17 protein-coding genes are annotated in these 20,279 nt (G+C 48.1%); 4 read left to right on the top strand and 13 right to left on the bottom strand.

Features of this window, described 5'->3' with window-relative positions:
* Positions 1 to 2: 2 nt before the first annotated feature.
* Both AC4EVX_RS08015 and AC4EVX_RS08020 read right to left on the bottom strand, forming a co-directional pair.
* Entirely contained in the window at positions 3 to 1,142 is a 1,140-nt protein-coding gene (locus AC4EVX_RS08015) for an exonuclease SbcCD subunit D (RefSeq protein WP_490159954.1), read from the bottom strand.
* A gap of 6 nt (positions 1,143 to 1,148) precedes the next feature.
* Entirely contained in the window at positions 1,149 to 2,486 is a 1,338-nt protein-coding gene (locus AC4EVX_RS08020; protein WP_177977873.1) for an MATE family efflux transporter, read from the bottom strand.
* A gap of 451 nt (positions 2,487 to 2,937) precedes the next feature.
* Between AC4EVX_RS08020 and AC4EVX_RS08025 the strand changes: the two genes are divergently transcribed.
* Together AC4EVX_RS08025 and AC4EVX_RS08030 are read left to right on the top strand one after the other, a co-directional pair.
* On the top strand, positions 2,938 to 5,016 hold the full coding sequence (locus AC4EVX_RS08025; protein ID WP_177977874.1) for a M28 family peptidase: 2,079 nt from the start codon (positions 2,938 to 2,940) through the stop codon (positions 5,014 to 5,016).
* Between the two features lie 182 nt (positions 5,017 to 5,198).
* A complete protein-coding gene (locus tag AC4EVX_RS08030) occupies positions 5,199 to 5,834 on the top strand; it encodes a GNAT family N-acetyltransferase (protein ID WP_177977875.1) in 636 nt (211 codons plus the stop codon).
* A 124-nt stretch (positions 5,835 to 5,958) separates the two neighbouring features.
* Here AC4EVX_RS08030 and AC4EVX_RS08035 read toward each other — a convergent pair whose 3' ends face one another.
* The 10 genes from AC4EVX_RS08035 to AC4EVX_RS08080 form a co-directional block, all read right to left on the bottom strand.
* Positions 5,959 to 6,696 carry a transglycosylase domain-containing protein gene (locus tag AC4EVX_RS08035; RefSeq protein WP_177977876.1) on the bottom strand — a complete coding sequence of 246 codons (738 nt, stop codon included), beginning with the start codon at positions 6,694 to 6,696 and terminating at the stop codon, positions 5,959 to 5,961.
* A 265-nt stretch (positions 6,697 to 6,961) separates the two neighbouring features.
* Positions 6,962 to 8,110, bottom strand: a complete 1,149-nt coding sequence (locus AC4EVX_RS08040; RefSeq protein ID WP_177977877.1) for a ketose-bisphosphate aldolase — start codon at positions 8,108 to 8,110, stop codon at positions 6,962 to 6,964.
* A gap of 42 nt (positions 8,111 to 8,152) precedes the next feature.
* Complete coding sequence (locus tag AC4EVX_RS08045) at positions 8,153 to 9,649, bottom strand: lactate racemase domain-containing protein (protein ID WP_490159955.1); 1,497 nt, start codon at positions 9,647 to 9,649, stop codon at positions 8,153 to 8,155.
* Positions 9,650 to 9,772: 123 nt separating this feature from the next.
* Entirely contained in the window at positions 9,773 to 10,687 is a 915-nt protein-coding gene (locus tag AC4EVX_RS08050) for a triose-phosphate isomerase (RefSeq protein ID WP_490159956.1), read from the bottom strand.
* The gene (locus AC4EVX_RS08055) at positions 10,684 to 11,880 is read right to left on the bottom strand and encodes a diphosphate--fructose-6-phosphate 1-phosphotransferase (RefSeq protein ID WP_490159957.1); all 1,197 of its coding nucleotides are present in this window, start codon (positions 11,878 to 11,880) and stop codon (positions 10,684 to 10,686) included. The genes AC4EVX_RS08050 and AC4EVX_RS08055 overlap by 4 nt, the downstream gene beginning before the upstream one ends.
* A 107-nt stretch (positions 11,881 to 11,987) precedes the next feature.
* A complete protein-coding gene (nagA, locus tag AC4EVX_RS08060; protein ID WP_490159958.1) occupies positions 11,988 to 13,217 on the bottom strand; it encodes an N-acetylglucosamine-6-phosphate deacetylase in 1,230 nt (409 codons plus the stop codon).
* 46 nt (positions 13,218 to 13,263) lie between these two features.
* Positions 13,264 to 14,082 (bottom strand): linear amide C-N hydrolase, encoded by an 819-nt coding sequence (locus tag AC4EVX_RS08065; protein ID WP_177977882.1) that lies wholly within the window; start codon positions 14,080 to 14,082, stop codon positions 13,264 to 13,266.
* A gap of 200 nt (positions 14,083 to 14,282) precedes the next feature.
* Positions 14,283 to 15,374, bottom strand: a complete 1,092-nt coding sequence (locus AC4EVX_RS08070) for an ABC transporter substrate-binding protein (protein WP_177977883.1) — start codon at positions 15,372 to 15,374, stop codon at positions 14,283 to 14,285.
* A 73-nt stretch (positions 15,375 to 15,447) separates the two neighbouring features.
* Positions 15,448 to 16,239 carry an ABC transporter ATP-binding protein gene (locus tag AC4EVX_RS08075; protein ID WP_177977884.1) on the bottom strand — a complete coding sequence of 264 codons (792 nt, stop codon included), beginning with the start codon at positions 16,237 to 16,239 and terminating at the stop codon, positions 15,448 to 15,450.
* A complete protein-coding gene (locus tag AC4EVX_RS08080) occupies positions 16,215 to 17,021 on the bottom strand; it encodes an ABC transporter permease (protein WP_308451835.1) in 807 nt (268 codons plus the stop codon). The genes AC4EVX_RS08075 and AC4EVX_RS08080 overlap by 25 nt, the downstream gene beginning before the upstream one ends.
* Before the next feature lie 511 nt (positions 17,022 to 17,532).
* Here AC4EVX_RS08080 and AC4EVX_RS08085 point away from each other — a divergent pair.
* Positions 17,533 to 18,573 carry a LacI family DNA-binding transcriptional regulator gene (locus tag AC4EVX_RS08085; protein ID WP_308451836.1) on the top strand — a complete coding sequence of 347 codons (1,041 nt, stop codon included), beginning with the start codon at positions 17,533 to 17,535 and terminating at the stop codon, positions 18,571 to 18,573.
* Positions 18,574 to 18,659: 86 nt separating this feature from the next.
* Entirely contained in the window at positions 18,660 to 19,574 is a 915-nt protein-coding gene (locus AC4EVX_RS08090; RefSeq protein ID WP_490159959.1) for an aldose 1-epimerase family protein, read from the top strand.
* A gap of 140 nt (positions 19,575 to 19,714) precedes the next feature.
* Here the strand turns inward: AC4EVX_RS08090 and nrdG are convergent, their stop codons facing one another.
* On the bottom strand, positions 19,715 to 20,242 hold the full coding sequence (nrdG, locus tag AC4EVX_RS08095; protein WP_177977913.1) for an anaerobic ribonucleoside-triphosphate reductase activating protein: 528 nt from the start codon (positions 20,240 to 20,242) through the stop codon (positions 19,715 to 19,717).
* Positions 20,243 to 20,279 lie beyond the last annotated feature (37 nt).

Genomic DNA, 20,279 nt, shown 5'->3' on the forward strand with positions numbered 1-20,279 from the left:
AGTCACCTGCCTCCTTCCAAAAGAATCTTCTCAAGCTGTTCCTGACAAAATGTTCTCTGCTGTTCGCTCATCGGCTGATTATTCTGGATCTCATAGAATTCCTCAAACAACTCCAACTCCGATTTCTTTTCCACATTTTCAGCCGATTCGACCGTCTGATCTTCTCTTGTCCGCTGATTGTCGTAGAGCAGTTGCATCAAATTCGGATAAATCACGCGGAGCTTTTGCAGACCATCAGGAATATCCTCCTCATCTGTCAAAACAGCTCGAATATAGTCCTTGGTATTCGTTCCCTTGTAAAATGACTTTGCCGTCAACTCGAGATATGTCCCTCGGATCTCCCGAAGATCGCGAAGCAGGTGAAGCGAACGCGTGCGAACGGAGACCTCGCCTTTTTTTTCAAGCTCCACGATCGTCACCGACTTATTCTGATGCATCTCCGAAAATGAGTACTTGAGCGGAGTTCCGCAGTAGCGGATCGTCTCTCGCTCCACGCTCTGAGGACCGTGAAGATGACCGAGTGCCACATAATCAAAACCCTCAAAGACACTTGCCGGAACCTGGTCGACTCCGCCGACTGCAAGCTCCTCTGACTCACAGCGATTTGCACCTGTCACAAACTGGTGCGCGACAAGCACATTTCTCTCATCCGGATCAAACGTCAAATGCGTGAGTGCTGTCCGCACTGCCTCCTCCGTCGTATCTGCCGGCTCATCCTCCCACACATGACGGACGACTGCCGGTTTTAAAAACGGGAGCAGATGAATCCGAACACAGCCCCACTCATCGTTTAAGCAAACACTCTTAAGCATCCCATCATAAACCGGAGAGACATAGACCTTACTCATTTCCATCAACGAACTGCCAAACGCAAGCCGTTCGGCACAGTCATGATTTCCATAAATCACACAAACTGCCTCACAGCACTTTGCCAGTTCACTGAGGAACTCATCAAACACACTCACCGCCTCCGCAGATGGCACTACACGGTCATAAATATCTCCCGCAAGAATCACCGCCGACGGCTTTTCCTCCTTGGCGATCGCAAGTATTTCCCTCAAGATATGTCTCTGGTCTTCTAACATCGAATACTCATAAATCCGCTTGCCAATATGGAGATCGGACAGATGCATCAATTTCATAAATTTTTATCGCTCCTCTTTTTTGTGGACTCCCTGATAAATCAGAACCGAAATGATTCCGGAAATTGCCTCCGTCACCCAAAATGCATGCCAGACACCGACTGCGCCGAAAAAATGACTCAAAATCCACGCTACCGGAATGATGATCATCACATATCGGCACAGAGAAATCATCAGAGACGGAATTCCTTTTCCAAGTGCCTCAAGCGCTCCCGAGGAGACCACGGAAAGTGCGGAAACAAGGAAACCAAGGCTGATGATTCGAAGCGCCATTGCGCCCGCTTCTACCGTCTCCGTTCTCGTCGTAAACATCTGAATCAGCGAGCCTGGAATCAGCTGACAAAGAATTGTTCCTGCAACCATGATTCCTGCTGAGAGTACGAGTGCTGTGACATAAATCTGGCGCACGCGCTTCTTCTCTCCCGCTCCATAATTATATCCCATCAGCGGACGCATTCCCTGAATGATTCCGTTTGCCGGAAGATACAAAAACGTCTGAAGCTTATAGTAAACGCCGAGCACAAAGACGTAGATCTGACCGTATCCTGCGAGAATGATATTGAGCGCGGAGACAAGAAGGGACGGGAGTGCAAGGTTCAGTGTCGCCGGAATTCCGATCGCATAGAGACGAATTCCCATATCGCGCGTCGGTCTCATCTGGCGGATTCTTATGTGAACCGAGATCGGCTTGATCAGATAAAAAATCACATATAAGCCTGCATTTACGGTCTGACCGAGTCCGGTCGCAAGTGCCGCGCCCTCAATTCCAAGTTTTGGGAAGGGTCCGAGTCCGAAGATCAACACCGGGTCTAAAATGATATTGACCACACAACCCACAATCATGCAGAGCATCGAGACCGCCATTTTTCCGACTGCCTGATAGGTCTTTTCAAATGCCAGCTCCACAGCAACGGCAACAGCAAACAGAAATACAATGTTTGAATAGCGCACACCGAGGGAAATCACCTCCTCATCGCCGGTGAAAAGTCTCAAGAACGACGGCATCACGGCAATGCACACCACCGTCATCAGAAGTCCCTGCACAACATTATAAAACAATCCCTGCGAAGCTGCATCATCTGCTTTCTTAAAATCTCTCGCTCCAAGGTAAAATGCAATCACCGCATTGATTCCGACTCCAAATCCGATCATCAATGCGTTCACAAGGTTCTGAAGCGGGTAGACGAGCGACAGAGCCGTCATCGCACTCTCACTGATCTTTGCAACAAAAAAACTGTCGACGATGTTGTAAAGCGAATTCACCATCATGGAAATCACCATCGGCAGTGCCATCGAAAGCAAGAGCCCGAGAACCGGCTTTTCTTTCATCTGTGTCTGTTCCATTTTCTTATTTCCTCCTGTTCTTCTTTTTGTTCTTTTCTTTTTCTGTTTTTCTTTTGCCCTTCTTTTTTATTTCTGTTCCATTTTTTTGTTTGGCTTTTTTCTTAAAAGAAATTGCCCTGGCACATTCTCGCGCCGAGGCGCGGTTGAAACAAAAAAACGCCACGCAGTCACCGGAACGACCGGAAACTGTGTGGCGAAAATAGAATCTCTCTAGAAAAATCCACATCCTCATGGGTTTTAGCAAACGCGATTATATCATCATTCTCCGTTTTCTGTCAATCAGATCTTATTCTTGTATCATGTCTTGCGGCACTTTGGAGTTACTGTTCACGCATTGCGCAAACAGTAACTCCATCACTTTTTGTTCAAAAAATTCCTCACTGTGAGGTGTAGCCAGTTTTCGGTTCCGGTGCTATAATGAATCTGAATTTGACAGGAGGAAAAGCGATTAATGACTATTCAGGAAACGATTTTAAAACATATTGATATCGACTATTCTTACCGTCTTGCAAAACGGATGGAACAGTTTCGTTCCAACGAAATCCTCGGATACCGCAGTGCTGGTTCCCGGGCAGAATTTGAGACCGGCGAGATGCTCAAAAAGGAAATGGAATCCATTGGTCTCTCTGATGTGACAAAGGATGCCATTACAGTCGACGGATGGGAATTTAAGAAGGCTGTGCTTCATTTCACGGCAGAGGATGGAACCGCCCACGAAGTACAGCTTGGTGCTTATCAGACAACGTTCGTGACGGATGGTCCGGAAGAATTTGAACTGATGTATCTCGGCAAAGGAACGGCTTCCGACTACGAGGGAAAGGATGTCACCGGCAAACTTGTCCTCGTCGACATCAACCAGCGCGACGAGTGGTGGATCAACTATCCGGTTTATCAGGCGCACTTAAAGGGTGCGCGCGCCCTGATCGCCGTTCAGTGCGGAGGATACGGCGAGATCGACGATGAGGCGCTCAATGCACAGGATATTGCCGGACCGGAGAATGCACCCGCTTTCTCAATCTCACGCAAGGATGCGAGTGCGCTCAAACAACTTCTTCACGTCGAGGAAGGCGTTGCCGGAAACGAGAGCATTAAAATTTTGCTCGACTCCGACACTCGCGTGATGCGCGACTGCACAACTTACAACATTGTCGGACGGATTCCGGGACTTCATCCGGACCGCATGGTCATGCTCTCTGCCCATTATGATTCCTATTTCAGCGGTTTTCAGGATGACAACACCGCAATCGCAATGATGCTTGGCATCGCAAAGGCTCTCGTCGACAGCGGATTCAAACCGCGCAACACGATCATCTTCTGTGCGATGGCAGCGGAAGAATGGGGGGTTGCGGATTCCAACTTTGACTGGTCGACCGGCGCTTACGAGCAGGTCTTCACGGCTCATCCGGAGTGGGTCGGCAAAGTCATTGCAGACTTGAACTTTGAGCTTCCGGCTCTCGCACACGGCACGCGTGCGCGCATCCGCAGTTGCTACGAGTACACGCAGTTCCTTGAGGACTACCTGTCGGAACTTCCGGAGCTGACCCGCGCCTACCCGGAGGAGACGAGAATCACAGCTCCGATCGAAACCTGGTCGGACGATTTCTCGATTGCAATCTCCGGAATTCCGTCGATGGTCAACGATTTCACCGGTGGAAGTTTCATGGAGACTCATTACCACTCCCAGTTTGACAATGACGAATTCTACGATGCTCAGGTTTACCGCCTGCACCACGAACTCTTCGCCCTGCTGATCGTGGCTCTTGATGAGACAGCTGTTGTCCCGCTCTGCTTTGCTCCGGTTATGCATCACGCCTTCCACGGTCTCGACGACAACGACCTAGATTTCTCTGAGAACAGCAAGCACGGTCTTCATTCTGGGATAGATGCCTTCGGCATGGATCTGGAATTTCAGATCTCCTCCCTCTGCGATCTGCTTCGGATCGCTGAGCAGAAGGCCTGGAGAGATTATGATGATCTTGAGGTGTCAAACAATCTCTATCGCCACCTCTTAAACGAAGGTGAGAATGCACAGGCAGAGGAACTTTTTGAGAAGGCTCGAAAGACGGAAAAACTTCTGCTCGAGCGATTCAAGAAAACCCAGGATGCACTCGTGCGAATCGACTGGTACGGCAATGTGCTCTACCCGCATGAAATTCTTCTCAAGAATTTAAAGCTCGTGTCCGGTTCAATTCATGCCCTGCAAAACAGAAGGCTCTCCTCAGCACTCAGACGTCTCTATCAGGTCGACAACAATGCATATGCCTTCATGTTTGATGAGGATGTCTACAACCACTTCACCAACTATGTGCTCCACCAGCCGAAGGAACGTCTGAAATGGGGATATGGTCGCCTGATGCCTCATGAGAACCTCTACGGTCTGGTCAAGAGCCTGTTGAAAAAGCAGGAAACCGGTGAGACAGATTACGAGGATGAGCTTCGCCGACTCACTGAAATTCGGGATAACCAGCATAAATTACTTGCGGAAACGCTGGAAGAACTCTCCCGACTTATTAAAACGGTGTTTCTGTAAGAGATGAGTATAGAGCAAGAGATAGATAAAGTATAGTGAGATAAATAATGTAATAGAGCAGACTGAATAAGTATAAACTCTCTTAGAGCCTAGACTAACAACTGACAATTAACAGTCTTTTTTAATACTACGAGGAATATTCACGAAAGGAATGACAGCCGTTACTATACGGTCAATCAATTATGGACAGTAACAAACTATACCGCGTACAGCGCAAAGATTTGCCACAGCTTGAACAGCTTTTAAACCGATGTTTTGCACACGATCCTCTTTATGAAACGCTGATTCCTGATCCGGATGTGCGCAAGCGTTTAATGCCGGAACTGTTTCACTGCGACATGGACGAATTTTATGAGACCTGCGAAATCTTTGCAGACAGTCCGGACTTAAACGGAGTTCTCGTTGTCTCCGATGAGGCAGAGCCTTACAACATCTTCCAGTTCTATCTGGCAGAGACAAAGGCAAAGCTTCAGACAGACACCTACTTAATCAAGGAAGATCACTCTCTCAAAACATTTCAGAACTTTTTGAAGGGAAATGACTACCTCAACTCCAGCTGGACAGACCAGCTGCACCAGGATCAGCGCCTTCACATCATCTATCTGGCAGTCGATCCTCAGATGCAGCACCACGGCATTGCTGTTTCTTTGATGGAAGAGGCGATTGACTATGCGGAAAAGCACCGCATGATGATTTCTCTCGAGACACACAACGAGAAAAATCTGGATTTCTATCATCATTTAGGATTTAAGACCTACGGCGTGATGAAGAGAAACTTTCCTCTCAAGCAGTATTGTCTGATCCGTGAAATTCAGTAACCTACATCGTACATATCCACTCACATGAAAATAACGTGTCACAAGGTCATAAAAAACAGATCTCTTGACACGTTATTTTGTCATTGTCACTTCTGGATTTCTCTGATGTTGCCCCTTCACAACCTTAATTCGCTCCCACAAAGTGTAAATTCAGCGCCAGAATCTGCGCGTTCACCTCACTTGTCTCCTCTTTTGTCAGGTATCCACAAACCTGCATCCGACTCAGCACCTTCTGCTGGCGCTTTGAGGCGAGATCCGGATGCTTTGACGGCGCGTATCGGGACGGTGCATTCGGCACACCTGCAAGAAGCGTACACTCATAATCGCTCATCTTCGACGGCTCTTTTCCAAAATATCCTCGGCTTGCCTGTCCAATATTCTGGTATCCATCCCCGTAATAAATGCTGTTCACATACAATTCCAGAATCTCATCCTTGGAATACTTCTGCTCAAGATCGAGTGCTAAAAAGACCTCCGCCACTTTTCTTGAGAGTTGTTTTTCCTGACTGAAATACAAATTCTTTGCAAGTTGCTGGGTGATCGTGCTTCCGCCCTCCACATAACGTCTGGCTTTCAAATCGCGAACCAATGCCCGCCCAATTGCAATCGGGTCGAGTCCAAAATGGTTATAAAACCGATGATCCTCCACAGAGACAACCGCCTGTGCATAGGTATCGGGAAGTTCCGAAAGTTTTGTGTATCCTCTTTTCGCCTGAATCTTAGCAATCTTTTCGTCAAGACTCTCTGCTTCAACCGCTGTCTGATATGTCTCATATCCTTCCTTCAGAACGGTGAACCCGGTACAACTCATCACCGTCAGCGCCGTCGCTGTCATCCATCCAGTTAATTTTCTCAGTCTCATGTTCACCGCTCCTTCCGCGTATTTTATAATTTCCTATCGATGATCTTATTCTAGCATGGAGAAGGGCGGTAAGACTTTACCAATCTCTTATACTTTATGACAATATTTGGAAAATTCTGACGGATTTATTACAAGATTTAGAATCGATCTTCAGGTTTTCAACACAGTTTCAACACAAATATATCAATATATCCCCCATCAATCAGAAATAAGATGCCCCCAAAAGTCAGACCTGAAAATCTAACAATTGGGGGCACGCAATCAATCAACCTTTATAAAACTCAATCATCTCATCCAGAGATTTTTGCCTGATAAGCGGAGCCTTTCCGAATGAGCCAAACTGAACGATCAGAGTTCCAACAACCTCCTTGACACCTCGCTCAATGCAGGCAACGATCTCTGCGACATCCTCATCCGAAATTGTGCCATACATCACCGTATCCATGATCGGCGGAAGGAAGACGCGCGGATCAAACTGGTCGCGCTTCGTCTCAAGCAGTTCATAGATCGCACCGATCGAGGCGCTCGTGCGTTTCTCCGGATATTTCGCAAACAGTTCTTTCATGTTGCGCGTCACTGCAAGACGGATATCCGTATCGACATTAATCTTGCTGATGCCGGACGGAATCGCCATTTTCAGCTCCTCAATCGAGATGCCATAAGTGTTGCTCAAATTTCCGCCAAGTGCATTGATCTCATCCACGATGTATTTCGGCACCGTCGAAGAGCCGTGGGAAACCAACGCGCAGAAAATTCCAAGGTGATTTAAGCACTCCCGAATCGCAATCGGAATCTCTTTCCTGAGCTTGACATTCCTTCCCTTAGAAGCACCGTGCATCGTGCCGTAGGAAACTGCAAGCGCATCGACTCCGGTATTCTGAATAAATTTCACTGCATCAAGAGGATTCGTGTACGTCGAGGAAGCCGAAAAGACATGATCCTCGACTCCGGCGAGAACACCGAGCTCGCCCTCAACGCTGACGCCTCTCGCATGCGCATACTTCACAACCTCGCGTGTCAGCTCCATGTTCTGTTCAAACGGGAGTGACGAGCCATCGATCATAACGGAGGTATATCCACCCTCAATCGCTGCGACACACGATTCAAAATTGCGTCCGTGATCGAGATGAAGCACGATCGGAATCTCAGAATCCGCTCCATATTTCTTCACGGCATTGGCGATGTTCTTTGCTCCGATCTTCTTATCCTCAATCGTCGCATTCGCAAAATCCGTCCGCCCGCCCATAAATCCATTTGCAAGATCCGCTCCCTGCAAAATCGCCGGAGAACGGAACATTTCATGCACCTCAATCACAGCCTTCGCCTGGGCAACCGCATTTACATTAAATGCACCCTGCCCAAATCCATATGTTACCGTCGCCTCAAGAAGAGGACGCAAAGGAATCAGTGGCATTTTTTTCTCCTTTTCTTTACATAGGTTCTTTACATAGGTTCTTTACATGTGATGCATATGACCGGCGCAGTGGCAGTCCTGTGCACCCTTTCCATCCGGCGTCTCATCCTTCATCATCAGATGAACGGCCCCGAGCTTGAACGTCTGTGGAAGTGCAAGAATATTCGGGTTCGGTCCAACGTATTTCTTCATCGCATCTGCGAGAGCTTCCTCGATCGTTGCCCGCGTCTTGAGTCCCATTCCGCGCGCATATCCCGGCTCCTGAGCGCCACAGAGATAGATCGCAGAGGTGTTCATCTCCGCAATGTGAGCACAGCTCATCATCGAGAAACCGTGGAACGGATGGAAGGCGTTGCAGAAACGGTACTTGCGGATATATTCCTCATTTGTCGCAAAATACTCTCCATAGCGATTGAGATCCGGCAGGGTGTTCATGTAATCCTTCTGGAACATCTCATAGAGTTCTCTCAGGTACGGCCAGCGCTCATCATGGAAATATCCGTTGCAAATCGAGGAACAGATGATCACACAGTGATCGCTCATCACGCGCTTATGACGGATAACCTGAGCGGAGATCGCCTGCATCAGCATAATCGGGTTCGTTCCCATTCCATTTCCGTAGTGGAAAGACTGAGGCATACCGAAGATCATCACATCATACTTCTTTTCCGCCCACGGCACATAGGTGCGCTTGTCCGCCACGATCCAGGAGTGCGGTTGCATGACCTTCGCATATCCACTGTTGATCTCAATCTGACGGGAGTAAGTATCCAGAACCGCATCACAGCAGAAGAATTTCTTACCCATACATTTCTCCATGTGCTGTCCGATCTCATCAAACTTCGTGCGCATCAGGGACTTTCCATTTACCGGAGTGAAATCTGCACGGTGCATAACCTCCGGAACATGATGGGAAGCAATCGAGCGCCAGTGGGTGATTCCGGTTGCGCAGTGCTTGTATCCGCCGGAATATCCACCGTAAGGATTGCCCTGCGTGTGACCGATCAGGATTGCGACATCGCTGTCATACACATATTTATTCATCAGAACAGGATCTCCGCGATCCGTCGTTCCGAGATCTACCATGTGATCATAGTCCTCACTGTCATGCGTGATGATCTGATGGCTGTACCAGTATTCCTGAAACAGTTCCGGACCGAGGATCTGGCGAAGCTCCTGCTCTGTGCTTCTCGGATGAAGACCATTTGAACAGATCAGAAGAATATCCTTTTTCTCCACTCCCGCATGGTAGAGTTCCTGCAAAATCAGCTTGATCGATACCTTTCTGTGGGAAGTCGGCTGAGTACCGCCCTTTACAATGTCCGGGAAAACAATCGTGACCTTCGAGCCCTTGTGCGCCAGCTCAGACAACGGTGGCATTCCCATCGGATTGCGGATGGATTCCAGCGTTTTTGCCTCAATCTGATCCTCCGGAATACACGGCGGGTCCGGCACCGTCTCCCCCGGAATAAAGACGTCTGTCGTATCCGGCAATTCTGCACTCATCAGTCCCTGTCCATATTCAAACGATAATCTCATTCTCCATTCCTCCTGAATGTTTTTATTTCTGTCAATCTGTTTGATTGCTTCCATCAATCACGCAATCACAGCTCACTGATTCCAGTCAAATTCATATTTTTGTCTATGTCTAGTCTACTAGGTCTAATTTTGATTTGCGTTCAGATACAGACGAATGATCTCTAAATACTCCTCCGGGTAAAATCCAATCTCTCCCGAAAATCTCGTCAGCGCAATCAGACCGCCATCCATTGATTTCACACTCGCAAGCATTTCCGCATTTTCTTTCTTTAAACCGCCCCCGTAAACGACATCCATCCCTCCGGTCACTTCCTTAACGTAAGCTCCGATTTTTTCCATATATGCCTGATCCGGCGGAATCTTCCCCGGTCCAATCGCCCAGATCGGCTCATAGGCAATCGTGATTTTGGATCGATCCACATTCGCGAGTCCAACCTCAAGCTGTTCTCTCAAAACTTCTTTCCAGATCGGCTGTTCCTCAGAAGATTCTCCGATGCAGTACAGCACCTTCATTCCTGCACGCACCGCCTCCCGGATTTCCCTGTTCAGAATTCGATTCACTGCACTGCGCACTGCCTGATCAGAAACCACGAAGCGCTCTGCAAACTCCGTGAAATTAGAAGAATCTGAGGGATCTGCATTGCCATTCATCAACTCCCTCATAATTTCACTCTTGTCTCTTCTCTCCTCGCAGTGACCAATCAGCACACTCTCACAGCCGAGGGCATGCATCGCATTTGCGGTTCTCCCGGTTGTGAATGCTCCGAAGTTTCCTCCGCACACGGTATCAGCACGGAAGACGCCCTGACATCCAACCTGAATCGGACTGTCCTCCTCAAGCGCCTCAAGCGCCGGAATCAAATGAGCCTCCGGAAAAAACATCGCAAATTCCACACGCTCTCTGTCATATTCCTTCAGGGCATCCTGCGTCTCCCGAACGATTTTTGCTCCCCATTCCCGGATCGGCGCAAGCGAATTCACGCCTCCGGCTTCTTTTGGAATATCAAACCGTTTCAGATTCAGATAAATATGTTTCATTCCCTCTTCCCCTTCCGTTCCCAGTAATATTCCTGAAAATCAATAAATTCCCGATGATGGACATCCGCAAGCGGTTTGCACCAGGAGACAAACTCCTCCGTCACATCATTTCCCCGCTCATTGATGTAGGATTCCGGCACTTTTCGCTCATACATCATAACTTCCTCGATCGGAACCGTGCCCGGATGCATCCGGTAACTGCCATCCTCACTCGCTTCACGCACAAAGCTGACCATGACACCGGTCTGTCCCGCCAGTGCCGACTCCAAGGCGGTTCGCCCCGCAAGCACCGCTTCCTCCCGGTCAACTGCCGACTGAAGCGGAATCGACGCTCTTCCACAGATGCCCGGTTTCTCACTTCTCGCCTTGATTCCAAGTTTGCGAATCACAAGTTCCGCCAGATATGCGCCGACGTCCCCGTAGTAGACCGAACGCCCTGAGCGAAAGATCGGTGGCACAATCGGCTCACCGTTTTCCTTTTTCAGTCCCTCGCTTGCGACCACGACGACTCCGCCGAGCTCTTCATACAGGCGTTTGACATCCTCGAGAAATTCTTCTTCCCGAAATGGTCGCTCCGGCAAATAAATCAGATGAGGGGCATCCCCCTTTTTCTCTCGCGCAAGTGCGGAGGCGGCGGTGATCCATCCAGCATTTCGTCCCATCGCCTCAACGATACAGACATGGATCGGCAAAGACTTCACATCCGCTCCGATCTCCGCGACAGTCTCCGCTAAATAGCGCGCCGAACTTCCATATCCCGGCGTGTGATCGGTGACCGCAATATCATTGTCAATCGTCTTGGGAATCCCAACCACACGGATGTCCGTGCCCTCACACGCCCGCCGGATCTTTCCGCAGGTATCCATCGTCCCGTTTCCACCTGTCGGCAGAACATATTTGATTTTCCACTTTGCAAAAATTTCCGGCATTCTCGCATAATCTTCCTCGCTGAGTGCATACCGCGAAGAACCGATCGCTGTACCCGGTGTCGTCAGAAGACGCTTGAGTGTCTCTTCCGGGAATTGCATCAAATCCAGAAAACGTTCTTTTAAAATTGCCTCACTGCCTCCGATCGCTCCATATACATGAGAAATCTCTCCGCTCTCCTTCGCAGACTGAATCACCCCGTAAAGAGACGCATTCAGCACCGCTGTCGGACCTCCGCCGTGGATCACGAGCACATTTTTTTCCATTTTCCGATCCGCTCCCTTCTCTGATTCGCCTTCTGCCATTCGTTTTTTTTAGTCATTCCTCTTACTTTTCGTTCTTCTTCCAACTACTTTTCGGTTCGATTTTCAGTTTAATTCTCAGTCCGATTCTCCGTCTGGTTACCCCGCGAGTAACAGAGGTTTCCTCTTGCAATCGTGTAGACAACCTCCAGATTCTCATCGAGAATCGTCAGGTCTGCATCTTTCTGTGGTGCAATCGAACCTGTCCGGTCATAGATTCCAATCAGCTTTGCCGGATTCTCCGTCATCAAAGGTACAATTTCGGCAAGGGATTTTCCTGTAAACTGAACGAGATTCTGAATCGCATGAATTGCAGTCAGTGTACTTCCTGCTCTCGTCCCATCACTGACAAGCTTTGCGTCCCCGTCTTTCACGACAACCTCATTGACACCGAGATGGTAAAATCCATCCGGAAGTCCTCCCGCCATGATGGAATCCGTGATTGCCACTACATGCTCGGTTCCCTTCGCCTTGAGGATAAAACGAACCGTTCCCGGATGCAGATGGCGCCCGTCGCAGATCATCTCTGCATAGACATCCTGATCCTCAAGCACTGCTCCAAAAATCGCCGGTTCATGCTGATGCAGAAGTCGCATCGCATTTCCCACATGGGTCGCACTTGTCGCCCCATTTGCAATCGCCCGACGCGCTGTCTCATAATCTGCTCCGGAATGTCCGATTGCGACTGCCATTCCCATTTTTTTCATCCGGGGGATCGCCTCAACCACGCCCTCAACCTCCGGAGACACCGTGATGTAACGGATATCCCCTCCGGCGCTCTCCTGATACTCCTTTAAGAGTTCGAGATCCGGGGTTTTTAAGAGGTGTTCCGGCATCGCGCCCTTGTACTCCTTTGCAAGGAATGGTCCCTCCAAATGGATACCAATCAGTGTGGCTCCCTGGTGGGAAAGCTGTTTCCAACGGCGATATTCTCCGATTGCCCACAGAGTCTGTTCCTTCGTATCCGTCAGGATCGAGGCCTGCCAACCTGTCACGCCCTGACTCGCCTGAAAACGACAGATCTTTTCAAAATCTTCCGCCTTCGCTGAATTGACGTCCACACCGACCGCACCGTGCGTATGAATATCAATCAAACCCGGAATTACCGAGAGTCCTCTCACATCTATCACCTGCACCTTGACATCTGATGATGTTATTGCTGATGGTGTTATTGCTGATGGTGATGCCGATATGTCAAGATTCTCTCCCACTTCTATGATTTTTCCGTCTCTGATCCGGACATCCTTCCTTGCAAATCCATGATTCTGATATACTTTTCCATGTTTCAAAATCAGTTCCATGAGCACGCTTCCCTCCAGTCTGTCCCTGCTATTCTGTCCGTTTTTCCTACTCTAAATTTGCCACAAAATCCGTAAAGGTCAGCGTCAGATCCGGATGACCCTGAAGAAGTGTCACCGGGAATGCGGAGGTTGGCTCCCCATAAGAAGCTCTCCGCACCACTGCCCGATGCCAGTTGCGGAAACATCCAAGACGAATCTTTCTCGCATGAGAGATCTCATACATCCCGATCGAAATGCAGTAATGTGGCATATCCTCAAGCGCACCGTTGAAATCTCCGATCGCATTTGCCGTGCGCGTCTCCGGTGTGATCGCAAGGACTCTCGTCTTCTGATTTAAAAACTCCTCATTTGTCAGAGACGGGTCTGCCTCATTGAACGCCACATGACCATTGATGCCGATTCCTCCAAACGCGATATCGACACCTCCAAGCTCCTCGATCAGTCTCGGAATATATCCCACATCATTCGGGTCCGGGAAAACTCTCTGCCGCTTCGGCATCAGAAGTTCCTCATAAATCTTTGAGTAAACGGTTCTCTCCATAAATCCCCTGAAACTTAACGGATGATCAATCGGAACCCACTGCTTCTGATCGTCTAAATACTCATCCATGTTGATGAACCAGACATTTTTCAGACTCAGCCCGCGTTCATTCACCATATCCACAAAATACGGATATTGCCCCACCGGACCGACCGGGCAGATAAACACGGTCTTTTTCTCCGCACGATTGTTCTTCTCAATCTCCTCAATCATCTGATTTGCCATCTGGCGAAATACAGATTCATTATCCGGAAGACAGCTCAGAGAAATCTTCGGATTGCTCAAAAGCTCTTCCTTCGTGTACTGATAATACTCATGACGCATATGATCTTATTTCCTTTCCTGTCCCTCTTGTCCGAATCAGTCTAACATCTGAATCCATCTAAAACGACAAGAGACTGCCACCAGATGATGGCAGCCTCCACACAGTTAAAGCTGTTATACTTTCCCTATTTTTGATTCGTTTTTACTGATTCATTTTTATTTTGATTCTTTTCTACTAGATTCTTTTAGGTTCTTTTCTATTATTTTCCTGCTTCTACCATATTGTCAAGCATTACATAATCCGCAATCGGAACTTCCTTCTCTACCTGACCACCTGCGATGAAATTCTCCTGCTGGGTCTTATAGTAATTCTCAACAGTTCCGTCCTCTGCGCCCTTTGCAACTTCTGCACCGGTCAGCCAGTCTGCATCACCGCGCTGTTCGTAAACGCTGTTCTCATCCGTCTTTGTCTGGTTTGCCACATACTTTGCAACTTCCTCATAATTTCCGTCTGCCGCATAATCCATTCCCTTGAACAGCGCCTTGGTGAATCGAAGGATCTTGTCCTGATTTGCCTCTGCATACTTCGGGGTTACGATCCAGCTTCCCAGAGAAACCGTCGTATCGGAGAAAGTCATGTTATCTGCAAGTTTCGTGGAATCCTTCACTTCCTCAAGAATCTTTAAGCTGTTCGGAGACCAGGTTGCACATGCATCCACACCACCGGAAACCATTGCGGTCACAATACCGGAGGCATCCATATCAACGGCGCTAATATCGCTCATTGAGAGACCTGCCTTTGTGAGCGCATTCGTCAAAATATCCTCACTCGAAGTACCAGAGGAGTATGCCACTTTCTTTCCTTTCAGATCCTCAAGCGTCTTGACTTCCGGTCCACCGATCACGGCATCACCGTTTGAGATGTGAGACAGAGCAATGATCTTTGCCTGACCATTGATACACAGCTTATGAGCACCCTGTCCAATGTATCCGATATCCACGCTTCCGGACTCCAGTGATGCGATGATCGTCGGACCGTCTGCGAACTCAATCATATTTACCGTGATTCCCTGTTCCTCCATATATCCCTTTTCAATAGCCGTCGTCACTGACCAGAGGCTTCCATAGTTCGGCATGTAAGCGATGTTGAGCGTGATCGGCTCCTGTGCGGTCTCCTCGGTCTTGCTCTCCTCTGCCTTTGCTTCTGCTGTGGTCTCTTCCGCCTTCGTCTCAGCGGTCGCCGTAGTCTCAGGTGCCTTTGTCTCAGCCGGTTTACTGCTTCCACATCCTGCTAAAGAAGATACTGCCAGAAGAGATGCCAGTGCCACTGATAAGATTCTTCGTTTTCTCATAATAAGATCCTCCTTGATCTTTTTCTTTTCTCAATTCAAGTCTCCGTCTTTTATTTAAAACTTAACTCTCGTCCTACTTTCGCACTTCCAGATATTCCTTGTAAACCTCGCCCCAGATATAAGTCTTGAGATCAAGGAACGGAAGCTCCATCTTCATCTCCTGCGTTCTCGGATACGGCAGGTTGACATTCACGATCTTCTTGATTCGTCCCGGACGCGCGCTCATGATGATGACTTTCGTCGCAAGAATGACTGCCTCCTCCACATCGTGAGTGATGAAAAAGCAAGTCTTCTTCTCCTCCTGCCAGGTGCGAATCAGCTCGGACTGAAGCTGGGTTCTCGTCTGTGCGTCGAGCGCTCCAAACGGCTCATCCATCAGAAGCACTTCCGGTTGTACCGCATAAGCACGCGCAATCGCAACTCTCTGTTTCATACCACCGGACAGCTCCTTCGGATAGGCATCCACGAAATCTTCAAGCTGAACCATGCGGATGTATTTCATTGCAATCTCTTTTGCTTCCTTATCATTCATGCCCTTTAATTTCAGACCGAACATGACGTTTTTGAGAACCGTCAGCCACGGGAAGAGCGCATACTGCTGGAATACCACGCCTCTCTCAGTTCCGGTTCCTTCTACTTTCTTTCCATCCACATACACTGCGCCGGAAGTCGGTTCAAGCAGTCCTGCAATGATGTTGAGCAGAGTAGATTTTCCACATCCGGAAGGTCCTACCACGCAAATAAATTCATTTTCCATGATGTCAAGATCCACCCCATTCAGAGCGACCATTTTTCCTTTTCTGCCCTCATAAATCTTCTCGACATGGTCAATCTTCACTTTTACACGTTTCTCGTCTCCTGCCATCCCGTAAACTTCCTTTCCAGATATTTGATTACCTTCTCACTTGTAAGTCCGATGATACCGATGATGATGATGTAGAGCAACATCGGCGGCACCTCAAAGCTGTTGTTCAGTGACCGGATTCTCATTCCAAGTCCTGCGGTCGCGCCGGTAGACTCTGCCGCAATCAGAGTCGTCAGCGCTACGGAAACACCGAGACGAACCGCTGTGATAATAAACGGAGTCGTTGCCGGGAAAATCACTTTTACAAACAGATCATTGTCTTTTGCTCCGAGCACGCGCGCCGCCTTGATCAGCGTCTCATCCACATTTCGCACGCCCTGATAGATCGTCACGGTCATAATCAGGAAGGTCGCCAGCCAGATGACAATGACCTGGGGTCTGCGTCCAACACCCGCAGAGATAACTACGAGCGGTACATAAGCTAACGGTGGGATATTTCGGATAAACTGAATCCACGGCTCCACAATGTAGCGAACCGGACGATACCATGCCATCAAAAATGCAACCGGCACGGAAGTCACAAATCCAAGTACAAATCCGAGAACCACCGAGATCATACTGCTTGCAAAATCGTTCCAGAGCACTCCGCGCCCAACCATCGTCTTAAGTGCCTCTAATACTTCCGGTAAAAATGGAAAACTGCGGGATGTTCTTGGATTGATCGACAACCATTTCCACAGTCCAATCGCGACGAGCAGTGAGATCAGAAGCCATCCCCCATTCGGAATCTGTCCGATCAGATCTTTTTCCTTCTTTTTCTGCTTCCCTGCATCAGAAGACATCTCGTTTCCTCCTTCTCTTTTTTATAGTTCTTTTTCTTTGTTACTTTCTTGTTTGTTCCCCACTTATTTCTTAATTTGTTTTTGTCTACTTACTTTTTTACGCTTTCTTCCCCATCTTTTTTCTTATTGTTTTCCCATCCTGTTCTCATTTTCCGTTTGACTTCTTTTTTTGTTTAACTTTCGTTTAATAAACCTCCTCTTTTTTGCATTTTTCCGTTCTATTTTGTATAATTTGACTTTTTTAATTTGAGTTTGTAATGTTATTATAACATATTTCACAATAAAAGCACGCTCTTTTTGAGCAAACGTTTGGCTTTATTTTGCCTAATTTTTTCCTTTCTTTTTTGTATAATCCGCTCTGTCTTTTTTCTCAAAAATCCGTTATACTCTTAGGTAAATAAAGAACGTTTTCCAAATTTATGAAGATATAAAAAAACGCAAACACGGAAGAAAAGGAAAAAAGAAAAAGGAAAAAAGAGAAGACATAAAAAGAAAAGGAGGAAAAAACCAGATGACACTGAAAGAGATTGCGACTCAGGCCGGAGTTTCCATTTCTACTGTATCCCGCGTAATCAACAAGAGCGGGCGCTGTCCGGCAAGTAAAGAAGTTCAGGATCGAATCTGGGAGATTGTCCGCCAGACTGGCTACACACCAAACAGCTCTGCCCGTCAGCTCAAAAAAGGCGATCAGCATGCGGACACTTCGCGCTGTCACGCACTCGCCTGCCTGTTTGCCCGCGTTGAGGACACCAACACGGACAATTTCTTCTCCCCGCTCGCCCGCAGTATTGAGAAGGAGGCCTTTCGCCACAATTATATTCTGAAATATACGTTTTCCGCGTTTGATATTCATCATCCAGGCACTTATCGGCTGATCTCCGACAATCACGTCGATGGAGTTGCCGTGCTTGGGCGCTGTGACAAACAACTCTTAAAATTCTTAAAGCAGTATTTTCAATACATCGTCTACGCTGGACTCAACAGCCTCGACGCTCGTTACGATCAGATCATCTGTGATGGCTATCAGGCCGCAGTCACAGCGATCAATCACCTGATCCAGCTCGGTCATCGAAAAATTGCCTACATCGGGGAGACAGAACGGGAGAATCGCTATCGTGGATATCTCGATGCTCTCTCCGCGGAAAATATCACTGTCTATAAGGGTTATGTCAGCAACGTGACGCTCTCCTCCGAGGGCGGATACCTCGGCGCAAAAAAACTGCTTGAGCAAAACTGTGACGCGACCGCCTACTTCTGCCCGAATGATATGACTGCAATCGGAGCAATGCGCGCAATCCAGGAAGCCGGTTACTCGATTCCCGGGGACATCTCGATCATAAGTATTGACGATATTGAGACAGCTCAGTACCTGAATCCGATGCTGACAACCGTCCACATCCCGATCGAGGAGATGGGACAGATGGCTGCCAAGACTCTGATTGACCGGATCGAGGGCGGACATTCCCTCCCGATGAAAATCAATCTTCCCTTCTACATTGCAAACCGGGAGAGCTGTGGACCTGCACATCCTCTGCGCCAGAGGGAAGAATAAGATTGAGATAGTTGATGGATATTGGTAGATATTGATAAATAAAAATAACTTCAAGAACACAAAAGAGAAAGTGAGGATTTCGGCTTATGATTTTCACAATTCACGATAAGATTCATGATAACACTCATAATGACGCAATGTTTGTATCTGCATCGATCGACTCCCTCGGCGCGCAGTTAATCTCCTTGAAAGACGCCTCCGGCAGAGAACACATCTGGCAGAGAGATCCGGCAGTCTGGGGATTCTGCTCTCCCCTGCTCTTTCCTGCAATTGGAAACAGCCGAAACAACCGCACAAAATTTGACGGCGAATGGTACGAGCTTGCCAAGCATGGATTCTGCCGTACCTCTGAATTCGGGGCAGAACAGGTCTCTGACTGTGAGGTGCGCTTTACACTCCGCGCAAATAAGGAAACGAGGGTTCACTACCCGTATGAGTTTGTGTTGACTCTGACCTATCGTCTTGAAAATGGAACCCTCTCGATGACTTATCAGGTAGAAAATCCAATGAACCATGAGATCTGCTACTGCATCGGTGCACACCCGGGCTTTCTCTGCCCGATGGAGGATGGCGCTGTCTTTGAAGATTATCAGTTGGAATTTGAGAAGAAGGAATCCATCTTCTCCGTGCTCTACGATCTGGAAAAACTGGAATTTGATCCTGCAAGACACGGAACGATCACTCTCGAAAACGAGTCCATAATACCGCTCTGCTATGACCTCTTCGATCAGGATGCCGTCTACTTTGAGAAAACGGCTTCCCATGTGGTGCGTCTCATCAATCGCAACAGTGGTCACGGTGTCGAGGTTGCCTACCCGGATTTTAGCGGAATCGGATTCTGGACTCCAAACGGCAAACATGCTCCGTTTCTCTGTATCGAACCGTGGAATGGATGTGCGATCCGAATGGACGAGGACGATGAATTCATTCACAAATATCAGGTTCAGAGACTCGCGGCGCACACTGCAAGAAGTTACCAGCTGATGATTCGCATGGTGTAACTTAGAATATATAAAAAGCGCCTCACATAATTCTCTATTTTTCTGATTATTTAAGTTTCTGTTCGTGCTTTCCAGTTTTCCGAAATCATGTTCTGGTTTTCGATTGAACAATTATCTTTTAACCAGGCTATTGCTATTTCTTAGCGAAATTCCTCGACCCAAACTGCTTTGCCCTCTCTCAGCGACTCTTTTACATTAAGAATCCTCTGGTTTTCAGAACCACGGAATTTTAGGCTCAGATTTCGTTTTTCTTCCACAAAGCGTCCATCTACCATCACATCAAAGAGTGGGAGAAGTTCTCTCGTCGTCTCTGATTCCGGCACCATCTTTGCAAGAATTTCCTTTTCAAAATCATATCCGGTGAAGCACCAGATCGTCTTGTTCGGATAGGTGTCGCGAATTTTTTTCACAAACGGGAGCAGAGCTTCTTGATTCTTCGGGTACATCGGCTCTCCACCAAGCAGAGTCATTCCCTCAATATAATCCGGTGCCAGAAGACTCAGCAGATGTTCCTGCGTCTCCTCTGTAAATGGCTCGCCGTACTGATAGTCCCATGCCTCCTCATTGAAACATGCCTTGCAGTGGTGCGGGCATCCACTCACAAACAGAGACACTCTCACTCCTGGTCCATTTGCAATGTCCACTGACTTGATTGTTGCGTAATTCATAAAACGATAATCCTTTCGGTTAGTACAAAAATTCCCT

This window comes from Brotaphodocola sp. (assembly GCF_983179755.1).